The 15661-nt window shown below is 42.9% G+C and carries 13 protein-coding genes; 2 read left to right on the top strand and 11 right to left on the bottom strand.

The features are described from left to right. The first annotated feature begins 264 nt into the window (after nucleotides 1-264). Entirely contained in the window at nucleotides 265-1884 is a 1620-nt protein-coding gene (locus tag CWC29_RS05915) for an alpha-glucosidase family protein (RefSeq protein ID WP_128728340.1), read from the top strand. A gap of 30 nt (nucleotides 1885-1914) precedes the next feature. Here CWC29_RS05915 and CWC29_RS05910 read toward each other — a convergent pair whose 3' ends face one another. The 6 genes from CWC29_RS05910 to CWC29_RS05885 all read right to left on the bottom strand — a co-directional run bounded on the left by CWC29_RS05910 (nucleotide 1915) and on the right by CWC29_RS05885 (nucleotide 9170). After that, nucleotides 1915-3525 (bottom strand): EAL domain-containing protein, encoded by a 1611-nt coding sequence (locus CWC29_RS05910; protein ID WP_128728341.1) that lies wholly within the window; start codon nucleotides 3523-3525, stop codon nucleotides 1915-1917. Between the two features lie 110 nt (nucleotides 3526-3635). Then, nucleotides 3636-3935, bottom strand: a complete 300-nt coding sequence (ihfA, locus tag CWC29_RS05905; protein WP_010377997.1) for an integration host factor subunit alpha — start codon at nucleotides 3933-3935, stop codon at nucleotides 3636-3638. A gap of 2 nt (nucleotides 3936-3937) precedes the next feature. After that, nucleotides 3938-6325, bottom strand: a complete 2388-nt coding sequence (gene pheT / locus CWC29_RS05900) for a phenylalanine--tRNA ligase subunit beta (protein WP_128728342.1) — start codon at nucleotides 6323-6325, stop codon at nucleotides 3938-3940. 13 nt (nucleotides 6326-6338) lie between these two features. After that, the gene (gene pheS, locus CWC29_RS05895; protein WP_128728343.1) at nucleotides 6339-7319 is read right to left on the bottom strand and encodes a phenylalanine--tRNA ligase subunit alpha; all 981 of its coding nucleotides are present in this window, start codon (nucleotides 7317-7319) and stop codon (nucleotides 6339-6341) included. An 83-nt stretch (nucleotides 7320-7402) separates the two neighbouring features. Beyond that, a complete protein-coding gene (hda, locus tag CWC29_RS05890) occupies nucleotides 7403-8107 on the bottom strand; it encodes a DnaA inactivator Hda (RefSeq protein WP_117332898.1) in 705 nt (234 codons plus the stop codon). Nucleotide 8108: 1 nt separating this feature from the next. Beyond that, on the bottom strand, nucleotides 8109-9170 hold the full coding sequence (locus tag CWC29_RS05885) for a DUF2066 domain-containing protein (protein ID WP_128728344.1): 1062 nt from the start codon (nucleotides 9168-9170) through the stop codon (nucleotides 8109-8111). A gap of 274 nt (nucleotides 9171-9444) precedes the next feature. On the opposite strand from CWC29_RS05885, the gene CWC29_RS05880 reads away from it, so the two are divergent. Then, nucleotides 9445-9885, top strand: a complete 441-nt coding sequence (locus CWC29_RS05880) for a VOC family protein (RefSeq protein WP_128728345.1) — start codon at nucleotides 9445-9447, stop codon at nucleotides 9883-9885. 55 nt (nucleotides 9886-9940) lie between these two features. Here the strand turns inward: CWC29_RS05880 and CWC29_RS05875 are convergent, their stop codons facing one another. The 5 genes from CWC29_RS05875 to greA form a co-directional block, all read right to left on the bottom strand. After that, nucleotides 9941-10693: a substrate-binding periplasmic protein gene (locus tag CWC29_RS05875; protein ID WP_138522305.1), complete on the bottom strand. Its 753-nt coding sequence runs from the start codon at nucleotides 10691-10693 to the stop codon at nucleotides 9941-9943. 224 nt (nucleotides 10694-10917) lie between these two features. Further along, on the bottom strand, nucleotides 10918-13716 hold the full coding sequence (locus CWC29_RS05870) for a collagenase (protein ID WP_128728347.1): 2799 nt from the start codon (nucleotides 13714-13716) through the stop codon (nucleotides 10918-10920). A 251-nt stretch (nucleotides 13717-13967) separates the two neighbouring features. Next, on the bottom strand, nucleotides 13968-14243 hold the full coding sequence (locus tag CWC29_RS05865; RefSeq protein ID WP_128728348.1) for a hypothetical protein: 276 nt from the start codon (nucleotides 14241-14243) through the stop codon (nucleotides 13968-13970). A gap of 147 nt (nucleotides 14244-14390) precedes the next feature. Continuing rightward, nucleotides 14391-14996, bottom strand: coding sequence for a hypothetical protein (locus tag CWC29_RS05860; RefSeq protein ID WP_128728349.1), 606 nt, complete (start codon nucleotides 14994-14996; stop codon nucleotides 14391-14393). Between the two features lie 167 nt (nucleotides 14997-15163). Beyond that, on the bottom strand, nucleotides 15164-15640 hold the full coding sequence (gene greA, locus CWC29_RS05855) for a transcription elongation factor GreA (RefSeq protein ID WP_010377973.1): 477 nt from the start codon (nucleotides 15638-15640) through the stop codon (nucleotides 15164-15166). Nucleotides 15641-15661 lie beyond the last annotated feature (21 nt).

Below are 15661 nucleotides of genomic sequence, written 5' to 3'. Positions count from 1 at the left end.
AAAACTTAGTCTTGTAAAGCCTTATTTATCTGGTTATTCCCTTTTGTAGGCCAATATTGGTAAATTTATTTTATAAAATAAAATTATGTAAATGACTTATCATAAATTTACCCAACAAAACCTGCATACGTATGCAGGTTTTTTACAGCCCCATGAGCATGACGTATTCTTTGGCAAAATTAGTGGTGAAAGTGCCTAGTATCGTATTTACTTGATACTCAGCACGACCACAGAATAAACACGCACATAGCCTGGAGAAAGTGCATGGCAAATAATGAATGGTGGAAAGGCGCGGTTATCTATCAAATATATCCACGTAGCTTTCAGGACAGTAACGCAGATGGTATTGGCGACTTACAGGGTATTATTCAGCGACTAGACTACATTAAGTCGCTTGGTGTTGATGCAGTATGGATTTCACCATTTTTTAAATCACCGATGAAAGACTTTGGCTATGATATTAGCGATTATCGCGATATCGATCCTATGTTCGGCACACTCGACGATTTTGATACGCTTATCAGCGAAGCACATAACCGTGATATTAAGATCATCATTGATCAGGTACTTAGTCATACCTCAAATCAACACCCTTGGTTTGTCGAAAGTCGTGAAAACAAAACAAACGACAAAGCAGACTGGTATGTATGGGCCGATGCCAATCCAGACGGCAGTCCACCAAACAATTGGCTATCCATTTTTGGCGGTGTTGCCTGGCAGTGGGAGCCTAGACGTTGCCAATATTACCTGCATAACTTCTTAACTGAGCAGCCGGATCTTAACTTTCATCACCCTGAAGTGCGTAAAGCCGTACTAGACAACGTCGAATTTTGGCTTAAAAAAGGCGTTGATGGATTTAGACTAGATGCCATCAACTTCTGTTTTCACGACAAGCAGCTTAGGGATAATCCAGCTAAGCCTATTGAGCTTCGTCAAGGTCGTGGCTTTAGCGAAGACAACCCTTATGCTTTTCAGTACCATTATTACAACAATACACAACCTGAAAACTTACTGTTCATGGAAGAGATCCGTGCCTTATTAGATAGATACCCAGGCACAGTTAGCTTGGGTGAGATAAGCTCAGAAGACTCTTTGCAAACAATGGCAGAGTACACAGCCGATGGTAACAAGCTACACATGGGTTATAGCTTTGAGCTCCTAACTAACGATTATAGTGCAAAGTACATCAGAGAAACGGTTGCTCGCCTAGAGTCAGTCATGACCGAAGGTTGGCCATGTTGGGCGTTTGCAAATCACGATGTAGAACGGGTAGCAAGTCGCTGGAGTGTAGATGGCAAGGTGAACGATACGCAGGTCAAAATGCTCACCGCCCTTCTCGGTTCATTGCGCGGTAGCGTCTGTATGTATCAAGGCGAAGAACTTGGACTTGGCGAAGCCACCGTTGCTTTCGAGGAGCTGCAGGACCCATATGGCATTACCTTCTGGCCAAACTTTAAAGGCCGTGATGGCTGTAGAACGCCGCTTCCGTGGACAAAAGAAAAAACCAATGCTGGATTCTCAGAATCTAAGCCTTGGTTACCAGTTTCTGAAGCGCATGCGCTACGAGCTGTAGATGAACAGGCAGTAGATGACTATTCAACGCTCAGCTACTATCAAGCTTTTTTACAGTGGCGAAATGCGCAACCTGCACTAAAAACAGGCGATATTGAGTTTATTGATACTCCAGAGCCAGTATTAGCTTTTTACCGTAAAGCACAAACCCAGACACTGCTGTGCGCATTCAACTTAGCCGCTACTCAGCAAAGCGTGACACTTCCTGAAGTTGCATTAATGCAGTGCGACCTGAAGCACCTAAGTGGCACGGCAAGCGCAAATGTACTCACTCTTGATGCATTTGGTTGCTACTTCGCTAAGGTTATTTAATTTTAGGGTCTATTGAAAGTAACAGAGTGGTTAAGCTGCTCTGTTATCACCCAGCGCTTTACCTACCTCACACTGCAATTGCGGCAGCTCCAATGCTTTAAAGTAAAGCCAGCCTTGGTGAATATTCACTCCTCGACTTTTTAGGTAACTTGCTTGAGCCTGAGTTTCTACCCCTTCGGCAATCAGTTTTTTGTCCAGCTTTTCCGCCATATCAATCACCGCCGATAAAACCGGGGATTGCAAAGTATCTAGGCCAATCGATGCGACAAAGCTCTGGTCTATTTTCAGTAGGTCAATCGGAAAACTTTGCAGGTACTGCAGACCACTATACCCCGTGCCAAAATCATCAATCGCGATTTCTATTCCAGCACGTTTGAGCTCAGTTAGTACCGTTTTGGTTTGAGCTTGTGTCAGCACATCGCGCTCAGTTAACTCAATAGTTAATGAAGATATTTGACATTTTGCAGCGAGTAAGGCGTCTATATAGCGCTTAGAACCCAGAAGTAAACCATTAACGTTAAAAGAAACCTTAAAGTCTGGCTGAGCTTCCAAGATGTCCGTCAAATCACGCACAGCGTTTTCGACTTGCGCTATCGAGATATCTAAAATAGTACCATCTCGCTCAGCCTCGGGAACAAAGTAAGCTGGCCCTAGCACACCTTCAAGTGGATGTCGCCAACGAATGAGCACCTCTACGCCCACTATCGACTTCACTTCGGAATTAACGAGTGGTTGATATACGTTAAACAGCTCATCATTTGCCAATGCTCTTAGTATTTGGGTTTTACTGCTTAACTGGCGCTTGTCATAACTGATTAATAACAACGTAAGGCCAACCCAAGAGACGCCATAAAAAACACTCCAGAGTATTAACCATAACCAACCTAGACTCACTAGTTGCTCGTCATTTTTTGCAATAATCAAACTCATCTGCGGTAAACTTGGAATAGCAGCAACGTAAGCAAATTTTACTTTTCCATCATCAAAAAGTGCTTCTACTGCACGGCTATTAGCGGACGGAAATAGTTTTTGACGGATTGGCAAAGCGTATTTACCATTTAAAAAAATCGGCACACCCGTGCTATTGTCGACCAAGGCAGCAAAATCGGTATTATGATGAGCCGAAATATCAAGCATACTCTTCAGCCAATGAGCAGGGATCAACACATTCACTTCATAGCCATCGTCTCTTGTACGTGCTAGAACAAAGGCTGGAAGCTCCAGGTAGTCAGTAATAACTGGACCGTAGTATCTTAGCCCGGGCTTTTTTATGGGGGCACTGGTATTAACAGGTGGAGTGAGCTGCCCAAAAGAGTTGCAAACCAATTTCCCTTTACTATCTACTATACCTATTTCGCTCATACCTGGATTTTCAAAAACCAATCTACGCATGTACTGTAGACCCTCAGGGTCACAATTCGAAGAAAGGTGGATAGCATGTTTTAAGGTATCGTCTACTACAGCAAACTCTTTGTTGATGTCAGATACAATCCGACTCGCTACGGTAGTAAGGTTGGATTTAGCAGTCTCTTTTTGATGCACATAAGTGAATGCTGCCAAAATTGAAAATACAAAGGTGCAAGACAACCAAGCAATAAAGATATTCTTAAACAACTTGCTTAAGGAGTGTGCTCCTCGCATAAGCTCTCCACTCCACAGAACGCAATCAAGCGCAGAGTGTAGCTTGAATATGTGACAAAACTATTTCAATATAAAAAAAGCCTTGGTATCACCACCAAGGCTTTCTTATATTACAAGTTTTTGCTTGTGCCGACCTCAACACGGGTTTTTAACTTTTGGCCAGGCCTAAAAGTTACCACGCGTCGCGCAGAGATAGGAATATCTTCCCCAGTTTTTGGGTTCCTACCTGGGCGTTCCTTCTTGTCGCGAAGGTCAAAGTTACCAAACCCAGAGAGCTTTACTTGCTCGCCGTTTTCTAGCGCTGAGCGGATTTCTTCAAAAAACGCTTCAACTAAGTCTTTGGCATCTTTCTTATTGATCCCCAGTTTTTCAAATAGGTGTTCAGCTATGTCGGCTTTAGTAAGCGCCATATCTAGTCCCTCAACGATGCATTGAATTGTTTGGCCAGTTCGGCCACCACGTTTTCTACAACCGCGTTGATGTCTTTCTCTTCGAGCGTTCTATCAACCGCTTGTAATGTTAGAGCAATGGCTAAACTCTTATGATCAGGTTCAACCCCTTGCCCTTTGTACACATCGAATAAGTTTAGGTCAACTAATTGATTTCCGCCAACTTTCTCAATGCACTCTAAAATATCGCCTATTTTTACGTCATCTGCAACTAAAATAGCAATATCTCTTCTATTTGATGGGAATTTCGAGATACTAACTGCTTCTGGAAGCAGGCGATTTTCTAAAGCAGCCATGTCGATTTCAAATACATATGGTGTATCTTTAAGCTCTAACGGCTTTAATAGCTGAGGGTGAACAGCACCGATGAAACCAACCTTTTTACCGTCTGCATAAATTGCAGCTGATTGACCTGGGTGCAAACCATCGCTCGCTTCTGCTTTAAAGCTAAAGCGTGCTTTATCGTTACAAAGCGCAAGTAATGCTTCTACATCGCCTTTCACATCAAAGAAATCCACTTTACGTGAAGGCACAGACCAGTGTTCATTGTGCGTATTACCATACGCGATACCACCAATCACAGCTGTTTGACGTACGCCGTTTTCCGCGCTGTCGTCTTTGATGAACTTAAGGCCCGTTTCGAATAAGCGAATACGTGACTGTTGACGGTTTTGGTTATAAGAAACCGCATTGATCAAGCCTGTCATCAAGCTTACACGCATTGCTGACATTTCAATCGAAATTGGGTGCGGAAGAATTAATGCATCAGCTTCTGGATGTAGCTGCTGCTGTGCTTTTGGATCAACGAAACTATATGTGATGGCTTCTTGATAACCACGGCTTACTAACTCATCTCTAAAACGCGCTACAGGCAAACGTGCTTCTTGATGATCTGTCATCTTTAACGCAGCGGTTGGCGCCACATTTGGAATATTGTTGTAGCCAAATACGCGAGCAACTTCTTCAATTAAGTCTTCTTCGATACTAATATCGAAGCGATAGCTTGGCACTGTTGCTTGCCACTGGCCGCCTGCAAATGTTACAGCTAAGCCCAGACGCGTTAAAATGTCTGACACTTTAGCATCTTCGATATGATAACCGATCACACGGTCTAAACGCTCACGGCGTAACGTCACCTGACGCTCTTTTGGTAAATCTGCTTCTGACACAGCTTCAACAATCGGGCCTGCTTCACCGCCAACGATTTCAAGTAACAAGCCTGTCGCTCTTTCCATTGCATCACGCTGCAGCACTGGGTCTACACCACGCTCGTAACGGTGCGATGCATCGGTATGCAAACCGTAGTTACGTGCCTGACCTGCAATCGCAAGCGGTGCAAAGAACGCGCTTTCTAGCAAGATGTCATTTGTCTCGTCACTAACACCAGACTGTTCACCACCGAAAATACCGGCCATCGCAAGTGCTTTATTATCATCAGCAATCAGTAGCGTTGATGGATTAAGCTTCGCCGTGTTGCCGTCTAACAATACTAGCTCTTCATTCTCAAAGGCATTACGTACTTTAATTCCACCTTCGATTTGGCTTAAATCGAACGCGTGCATCGGGTGACCTAGCTCAAGCAACACGTAGTTCGTTACGTCAACAACTGGATCAATCGAGCGAACACCGCAGCGGCGCAGTTTCTCTACCATCCAAAACGGGGTCTCTGCTTTAACATTAACGCCCTTGATCACACGACCTAAGTAGCGTGGACATGCTTCGCTATTTACCAGTTCAATAGAGATTTTATCATCAATCGTTGGCGCAACAGGCGTGATAGCAACTTCTGTTACGTCAATGCTGTTTAGTACCCCAACTTCACGAGCCAGACCTTTGATCCCTAAACAGTCGCTACGGTTAGCCGTTAAATCAACGTCAATAGTCACGTCGTTCAAGCCAAAGTATTCACGAATGTCTTGGCCAATTGGCGCATCCATAGGGAGTTCTAAAATACCGTCTGAACTTTCCGCCATGCCAAGCTCTTCAAACGCACACAACATACCGTGAGACGGCTGACCACGAAGTTTGGCTTTCTTAATTTTGAAATCGCCAGGAAGCGTTGCGCCCACTTTAGCAACCGCTACTTTTAAACCGGCACGGCAGTTAGCGGCACCACAGACAATATCTAGTAGCTCGTCTTCGCCTACATTTACTTTTGTTACTCTAAGTTTGTCAGCATCTGGGTGTTGACCACATTCGACCACTTCACCGACAACCACACCTTGGAAGTCACCGGCAACTGGGTCTACACCATCAACTTCTAAACCCGCCATTGATAATTGCTCAGATAACGCATCAGTATCAATTGCTGGATTGACCCACTCGCGTAACCACTTTTCACTGAATTTCATACTTTTGTCGCTCTTATCTGAATTGGTTTAGGAATTTTAAGTCGTTTTCGAAGAAAGCTCTTAAGTCAGTTACGCCGTAACGTAACATCGTCAAACGCTCAACCCCCATACCGAAGGCGAAACCAGTGTATTTTTCAGGGTCAATGCCTACCGATCGCAATACGTTAGGGTGCACCATGCCGCAGCCTAGTACTTCAAGCCATTTACCATTTTTACCTTTTACATCTACCTCAGCAGAAGGTTCTGTAAACGGAAAGTATGAAGGACGGAAACGGATTTCCATATCTTCTTCAAAGAAGTTGCGTAGGAAATCGTGCAAAATCCCTTTAAGTTCTGTAAAGCTTACGTTAGTGTCTACCATCAAGCCTTCAACTTGGTGGAACATTGGCGTATGTGTTTGATCGTAATCGTTACGGTATACACGACCTGGTGAGATAATACGTAAAGGTGGCTGCTCAGCTTCCATAGTACGGATCTGAACGCCACTGGTTTGTGTACGTAGTACCAATTTAGGATTGAAGTAGAAAGTATCATGATCGGCACGCGCAGGGTGGTGCTCTGGAATATTTAGCGCATCAAAGTTATGAAAGTCATCTTCAACCTCTGGGCCAGATTTAACAGCAAATCCTAGCTCACCAAAAAACTGCTCAATACGCTCAATGGTGCGAGTAACTGGGTGAAGACCACCAGCTGGCATTGTACGACCCGGCAACGTCACATCAATTGTCTCAGCTGCTAGCTTCTGCTCAAGTGCAGCATTGGCTAACGCTTCACGTTTTACCGTAATCGCATCTTGTACTTGGGTCTTCGCTTGGTTAATCACCTGACCTGCGTCTTTACGCTCTTCTGGTGCTAGTTTGCCTAGCGTTTTAAGAAGACCTGTGATCTCACCTTTTTTACCAAGGTAGTTAATTCTAACTTCCTCAAGGTGCGCAATTTCGCTTGCCTGCTCAACGGCTTCAAGCGCTTGCGCTAAAATATTTTCTAAATTCATTGTCTACCTGATCTTTGCTGAGGTAATTTGCTGTTATTTAATCTCTTATGATAACTGAATTGCAAGGCGATATTCTAGCCCTGTTACAGCTTTAAAGTGGCTTTTATAAAAGGAATTGTTAACTTTCTTTGCGCAGCCATGGATGCGTGATCGAGTTTATCCAATACATCAAGTAACGCACGCATATCACGACTCAATCTCGTGAGCAAAAATCGCGCACATTCATCGGATAGTTCAAGGCCACGCATATGCGCTCTTTTTACTAAGGCTTCGGCTTTATCATCGTCACTCATCGAGCGGATCTGAAAGGTCGTTCCCCAGGTTAGGCGCGATTCTAAGTCTGGCAGTGACAAATTCAGCATGTTGGGTAACAGATCGGCAGTGACCACTAGGCATTTGCCTTTTTCATTAAAACGATTGAAAAAGTTAAATAAGGCTTTTTCCCACGCTTCATCTCCTGCAACCAAATGCACATCGTCTATACAAACTACATCCAGTGCATCGAGCCCATCTAACACTAACGGACCAAAATCCAACACTTCTCGCATAGACAATAAGATAGTTGAAAGCCCAAGCTCTTGCGCTTCAATGCACGTGGCATAAAGCAAGTGCGACTTGCCAGAGTCTGCTAATCCACACAGGTAAGTGTACTGAAAACCAGTTAAACGACGGGCAAGGCCATTTTTTAAGTGACTTACTTCCAATGACGCTTCGCCACCAAAATAAGAGGCAAAGGTTTCGTCATCTGGCAGTGTCACTGGCAACGCCATTTGACGTGGCGATTCCATCCTATTTGCCCACCCAATTGTATTTAAGGTTATTTTCGTCTGCAATTTGATAATAAGCTCTTGGGTCTTCATACGCCTTAAAGCTTTGCTCCAATGCAATCGTTTTACGCAAGTCTGTTGTGCTTGAGGTATGTTCAATTGCAAACTTCACCGCTGTTTTCGCACGGTAGATCACATCGACATCCACCACCGTACTCATGGATAGCAAACGACGCTTAGCCATTTCTACATCCGAAAATGACCGTAATTGCTCGACGACAATTTCAGTTCGATGGGCCTCTAAAGTAAGATTAGGATCGATAACATACTTCTGAGCTAAGGTACTAGATAGCTGATTCACCATATCAATGATAACTTGCTGCTTGTCACCAACATATTGCTCAGGCTCAAAATATTCGGCATCAGTGTAGCGCCAGTCTAACTGCCAAGAATTTGTATGGGCAGGCTGAAACAAACGTGCAGTGATAACGCGCTCCGCCTCATAACGCAATGACGCTTCCTCAACTTCGTTAGAAAAGTTTCCCCATACCTCTGCGATACTCACATTGCTGCGATCTTCAAGATCCATCAAAGGGACGACGACTGGCACACCCCATTCGTCTGCTGTGTCATAAATCAAGCGTTCGAGTTGAGGGTAGCTTTCTTGCGTAACAAACTCTCGGCGGAAGTTATCTTCAATCACCATCCATATCGCGACCATAGGACGGCGGTTGCCCCAAAGCGGTAAGCCAGCTTCTCTAACCAAATCTTCGACCTTACCAGGCTCAAACTCCACCTTTATTTTAGTTACACCTTGTCGATCATAATATTCATACCTCAGCATGTAATCTGAAATACGCTTAAGGCTCGCTTGGATAGAAGGGTGAGAAAAATCATCGGCTTTACCCGTGAGCTTTTGCAACACTTTTAATAATGCCTGTTGGCTCGCTTGCGCTCGTGTTGCGCGAGATTTGTCGTTAACACTCAGCGAGGCTTCATATAAATTTTGAACTTCTACTGCTTTTGCCGTCATGGCAAAACAAAACAGTGCAATAAGGATCAGCCTGATGATCATAATGTCCATGTTTTTTGACTATAAAGTCTGATCCTAAATCAATCATCTGCTTAAAGCAAAGGGCAACGAAAAATATCATGAAATTTTATAAAAACATGATAAATAACAAAATATTAATCTAATATTCAGTATTGTTTGAAGCTATATAGGAACAGGTTCTTGTACTTCTTTTCGGCTCATAAAGCACGTTTATCGCCACTGTTAAGCGTCAAAGTCTGTTGACCTTCCAATCTGATGTAGAACACTTTAAAATTTATCAACTAGAGTCTAAATGGATTACATAATGAAATACTTACACACTATGGTGCGAGTCCGTGACCTTAATGAGTCAATGAAGTTTTATTGCGAGCTATTGGGCCTCGTTGAAGTGAAACGTTATGACAGTGAGCAAGGTCGCTTTAGTCTGGTTTATCTTGCCGCCCCTGATCAAGTTGAACAAGCGCAGCAAAGCTTTTCTCCTACTATCGAACTTACCTATAATTGGGATCCGGAAGAATACACGGGGGGACGAAATTTTGGTCACTTGGCCTTTGCCGTAGAGAACATTTATGCACTTTGCCAAAAACTGCAAGATGCCGGAGTCGTGATCAACAGACCACCGCGCTGTGGCCATATGGCATTTGTAAAATCTCCAGATGGAATTTCTATCGAGTTACTGCAGCAAGGTGATGCATTGCCTCCAGCTGAGCCTTGGCAGTCAATGGACAACACTGGCAGTTGGTAATCACTCAAGCGCCTGAGCGATGTAACTGATTTAAATAAAATTAGCCCCCAATCGCTCAATAGACAAGATGATAGCTTTTAAGCAATTTCACCAGTTGTTTTTTGAAGGGCTTGGAATCTAGCACCAGCTGTAGCGCCTCAAAGTCCGATACAGAACTTTTAGGCGCCAATATCGCTCTGAAATAGGTTTCGTGCGGATTTTGTGAAAAGTGAAACACTCTCTTCCATCCATTTTTAGCAATAAGATATTCTGTCGTAGACCGACTGACGATCGCAATACTCACCCGCTTTTTTAGGACAATTTCCAACAGCGCTTCTTCGGAATTTACGTTCACTCGCTGGATATTGGATTGCTCCATTCCCTGATCTAGGTGTCGATAATAGTATCCAGCAATAGCGCCAACCTGATTTCCATACAAAGAGCTGGGGTGATAATATTCGAACGGTTGATCTATATGCGAAACAAATTCGTCCGTGTCATACATTAACGGGCTACTCCACAAATATTTTTGTTTTTTTCGGTCATCAAACCAAGCTGGATTTACCCCTAATATGAAGCCTTGAAACGTTTGTCGTTCGAGTTGCTTATCTAAGCGTTTGCGTGGTACAAACCGTACTTCTACCCGTACGTCTTTTTGTACTGCATTAATTAATTTGGCTAAATCAAAATAGAGGCCTTTTTGGGACTCTAGATCAATAACATAGGGTGGTTTATCGTGATATATATAGAGAATTTGTGTTTCTGTGGCTTTCACTGAAAAGGCCAGCATTAACAAAGTAGTAATGGCAATACAATACTGTTTTAACACTGAGCGCCTCGTGTATACCCTAAACTTTTCATACAGTCTAATACAGCCTAGCTCCTTCTTGGCACATCAGTTAATTCCTTTTGCATGTTTTTACAATAAGTAAAGGGACCAAAGGCCCCTTCACTTCACAAAAATATAACAAAAACAAATTATTAACAAGTAATATCTGTGATCTAACTCACCTTTTCAATTGCCTTCATCAATTTAAGCTTAATATTGAACAGTTACTGACAATCACCTTTATTATAAGAGACTTTCAGCGCAGCTCCCGTCGGTGCGCCCGACACTTTTAGGTATCCCCAATATTGAGATTGCGCACTTATTTCAATGCACTCCTGATTACCTTGATTGAAGGAGCTTGCATCCACATTTGTGCCATTCGGCCACCCTGAATTGCTGTATTCCAGACCAAGATCACCACTACCATGCGCGGTTTTGATCACCACCGATTGTTGACCACTTACGTTCTCAAGGCTAAACCACATAGGCTCTTGACTTCCAAGGCAAATCGTTTCACCTGCTACCAATCTACCATTAGAGACACTGCCCTGCGACTGACATACGTCCGCTATTGTTGAAGTTGTTACGATTTCTCCTAACAATTGCACATTTTCGAAGCGGTTATAGCCATACAACATAATGTAATAGGTGCCAGCGGTAGGTGTGGTGATCTCACATATCTCTTCGTTACCTGATTGGTATGGTCTACAATCATAATCGCTGAACGTTGGCGCCGACCCTAACTTAACGTAAAGATCGGCATCACCGTTACCTCCAGACGTGCGAATGACTAACTTATCGGTGCCAGCAGCAACATCAATTGAAAACGCAACTTGTTCATCTTGCTCGCCAGCAACTGTGACAGGTACGCCAGACTGTAGTTTGTTTGAAGTCGTTGCACTTACTGTAGTCACTGTATTACTAGTGTGATTCAATCCGCTAGGGTCACTTACTGTTAAGCTAATTTGATACTCGCCTGCTTGTGCATATCTGTGCGTGGGATTGGCTTCATTACTTTGACTACCATCACCAAAGCGCCACAAATAAGTGAGCGCGTCGCCATCAGGATCGACACTACCTTGGCTTGAAAATAGTATCGCTTGATTGACGTCACCGGAGTAAGGGCCATTAATCTCTGAAGTCGGCGCGTTATTCTGACCACCAGTGGCAAGCGCATTACACCATTGAACAAACTCTGATTGATACTGTGATGCGAGTCGGTCCATACGAGCTTGGTACGCATTCCAATTTGCTTGTCTCGTTTCCTGTCGCATTGCGAGCACTTCATCAAAGTGCTTTTCATACAGGAATCTCACCCCTAAATAACCCCAACGGTAAATTCTATCTTGATCAAAACCGTCATACGTGGTGCTGAATATTTCGGCAAGCGTATATGCTGAACCATCTTTGATTGTGTCTATTGCAGCTTGATTATCATTGAGGTTTGCAATGTACTCAGCCACCCCCTCGCTCCACCAGACGATAGGTTTAGTTGGTGCATTAAAGTCACCATAAAGATCAAAGCGCCCATCAAGGTAATGGACGTATTCATGCTCTAAGTTCCAGATGTAATGATCCGGCTTTGCATAACTGGCCTCGTATGCAACGAAATTAGCAACGTTATTTACATCGCTGGGATTACCTTCTAAATACATACCACCGTTGTCGGTGCTGATCTTAAAAATGGCTTTGGCATATTTTTTATAGTCCGCACTGCTATTAAAGATATTCACTTGCAGAAAATCATTGTTGTCATCGGCAACCGGTAAGCGGCCTGTTTCCAGCATGGTGTGGAATCGCACTTCTTCCGCTTCCATAGTTTGACAAGCTGAAGTCAATTGCTGAGTAGTAAGCGCTTGTGCTCTAATCTTTATTGTATCGCTACAACTATGTTGTTGAGAAAGTACTTTTGTCTCAAGTTCTTTATCAAAATTACAAATACCAAACTGACCACAATCAGCATAATAGGTCGCGACATCAGCCGCAGCTAACCAGACACCATCGCCAAAACCATAACTGTTGTAACGCGAGAATAAAGCAGTTAATTGCGTGTCGACTGACTCTTGAATAGCTGCACCATTGTACAGTTTAAGTCGAGCCAATTCGCTTGCTGCATTGATGATTAGATATTCAGAGTCAGAATTTACCATCCAAGTTTGTTCGGTAAAGCTCCCCAGTAAACTTACCAATTGTTGATCGTTTTTAACCAAAGCGACAAAGTTATCATTCCACTGACCACGATATAAGATAGTGAAAATGCCGTTTACCGCACTGCGCATATTCCACTTTTGAGCGTAGCTTTCATTCCATTTAGATAACCATGCTTTTACGACAGGCAGATAGTGCCCTTGTAGTTCCGATGAGTCCATTGTAGTAATAGCCTCACCAAGTACTTTACCATGGGCATCATTGTCGTCGTAGAAATGGCTATTGCTAACAAAAGCATCCAACGCATCTTTCACCGCAGGCTTAACCCAAGTGGCGAAAGTTACCTGATCATTGTAAAACTCAACATAAAAGCCAGCGCGAATAAACAAATAAAGCGCTTCGAGATCGGCACTGCCGTTGCCTGTATAGCTTTGCGAAAGCGACTTAGCATTTTGCGCCGCAGCATACATTTTATCTGACGTGAACACTTGCGTTTGGATGCTGCTGTCAGCGGAGAATAAAGCATTGATACAGCTCGTGCCCTGTTGCTTTATTTCAGTAACAATTTGGCTACTGCTCGCACTTGCTAAGCTGTTTAAATCACATGCAGCAATTGCTTCTCTCTCGCTAACTGCCATCGCTTGCAATAATGGTGTGTGCTTAGCAGATAGCAGCGGCACGCTTCTTGTTGGTGTGTGTGCAACGGGTGCTCTATCATTCAAAGCTTTATGCTCATGGCCATGAGATATGTTCGTTTCCACTTGAACCGATGCATTGAGCGGCTTAAAAAGTCGCTGTGATTCTTGATGTGCGTTGGCTGAATTTATCGCTGTGATCGCAGATAACGCCAAAGTGAGTTTTGTAATTTTCATAATTTACCTTTCCTGTTGTGTATCCAAACCCGATCGGGTTATAGGTTTTTAACACTAAAATTACAATGTATACAATATATTTTATATAACTTTATGGAATAGTGGATCGACGGACAAGCCATCATAATCTTAAAAACGGATATCCAAAGGGAAAGTCGTAGCTTATACATACATCCAATTGGTTGATCTTTATGATTAAAAATCCAACCAATTGACGAAAAGGAGGAATAAAAATTTACAGTGAGTGGAATAAATTAGATCTTATCAATATGGGAAATAGCGCCGGAAGTAATTTTTACTCTCACTCGATAAGTGGATAGTGTGATTGAATAAACACCATCATTGGGTTTTTGTGCTAACAAATGCTGCAGCCCTAACAACAACTCATCTGTATCGTTACCACCGCTGGTGTTTCTTGAATCTAGATATTCTTTTCCCTGCTTCAGTGCCTTATCCAATACCACTGAAGCGACTTGCTGAGTAGACTTATTTTTCAACGTCTTAAACAATGCGCTTTTTAATAAACTCATGGTTACTCTCCTGATAAAGATACCGGCTCATAATAACACCAATTATGAACCGGTGCCTGATTGGTTTTGGGAACAATCCGAGTGTAACAAGTATACTTTAAAAGTCTAAAGCAAATTCGTTTCAAACTATGTCAGACGTGTACCACTCTACTCGATCTCAGCTAAGTAATTTATTTGCTCGGCAAGCTGCCTACCAGAAAAGAGTTTCGGCACAAAATGCAATAGATTTAAGGAAAGTTGGTGCTCGGAGCGTGTGGTATTTACTAAACTAGGTAAAGTGCCTAATTCGCTACTAATATCGTGCCAAACGGGATTATCCTCATTAAGCTTTTCATAAGCAATGGTATTGAACTCAAAATTTTCAAAATATTCATCGACTAAGACCAATGACTGAGTAAGCTTAAGCGAATCAAGTAGCTCTCGAGAAAAGCAGTGCCGAGCTTCCGAACTATTAGTGGTAAAAAAATGATCCGGAAGATTATAACCAACAATTAAATCTGAACTTTCGTACAAGCTATTGGTGTACAACAAAGCGGTTAGAATAAGATAGGTATCGTATCTCGCTAAGCTCACTCCTTGCAAAAGCTCACTCTGCTTACTGAGGTCAATCGCAAAGCGACTACGCATGGTACGCCAAAAATAATGTTGATCCAGGGAAAGGTCCCGCGCGCCAGCACCTGCCAACCTAGATCTCCAACTGGACATAAACAATTCAAACCCTTGTGTTTTAAACTGGTCGACTTCAAATGACATCCATTTCTCCTAAAAGTGTTTATAGCAAAAAATACACAGGCATCATCTTAAGCTATAAGAATCTTGAGAAATGGCAATTACACGGCATTACAGCTGCAAAAGTCGAAATAAGATGATTAAGATTGAGATAGTATAAAGCCCGCAGACCCGGGCTTTAAAAGGAAGGATTACTTGTATTCAACTTCGATGATTTCATATTCAACAGCACCATTTGGTGTTTGAATATTCACTGTATCATCCAGTTCTTTACCGATTAACCCACGCGCAATCGGTGAATTAACAGAAATCAAATTGTTCTTAAGATCAGCCTCGTCGTCACCAACGATACGATAAGTCACTTCTTTGTCTGTATCTACATTAACAATAGTCACAGTACTACCAAAAATCACTTTGCCGTTATTCTGCATTTTAGTCACGTCGATGATTTGTGCTGTCGAAAGCTTAGCTTCAATTTCTTGAATTCGGCCTTCACAAAAACCTTGCTGCTCACGTGCAGCATGGTACTCAGCATTTTCTTTCAAGTCACCGTGTTCACGCGCTTCTGCAATATCGGCAACGATTTTCGGGCGAACAACTTTTTTTAAATGATTCAGTTCATCACGAAGCAGCTCTTCGCCTCGTACTGTCATCGGAATTGATTGCATAAGTATCTCACTCATTGCCAG

It is taken from the genome of Pseudoalteromonas galatheae (assembly GCF_005886105.2).
Classification (GTDB): Bacteria; Pseudomonadota; Gammaproteobacteria; order Enterobacterales; family Alteromonadaceae; genus Pseudoalteromonas; species Pseudoalteromonas galatheae.
The sequence above is the reverse complement of the archived record's forward strand: the minus strand, read 5'-3'. Positions and strand labels throughout refer to the sequence as shown.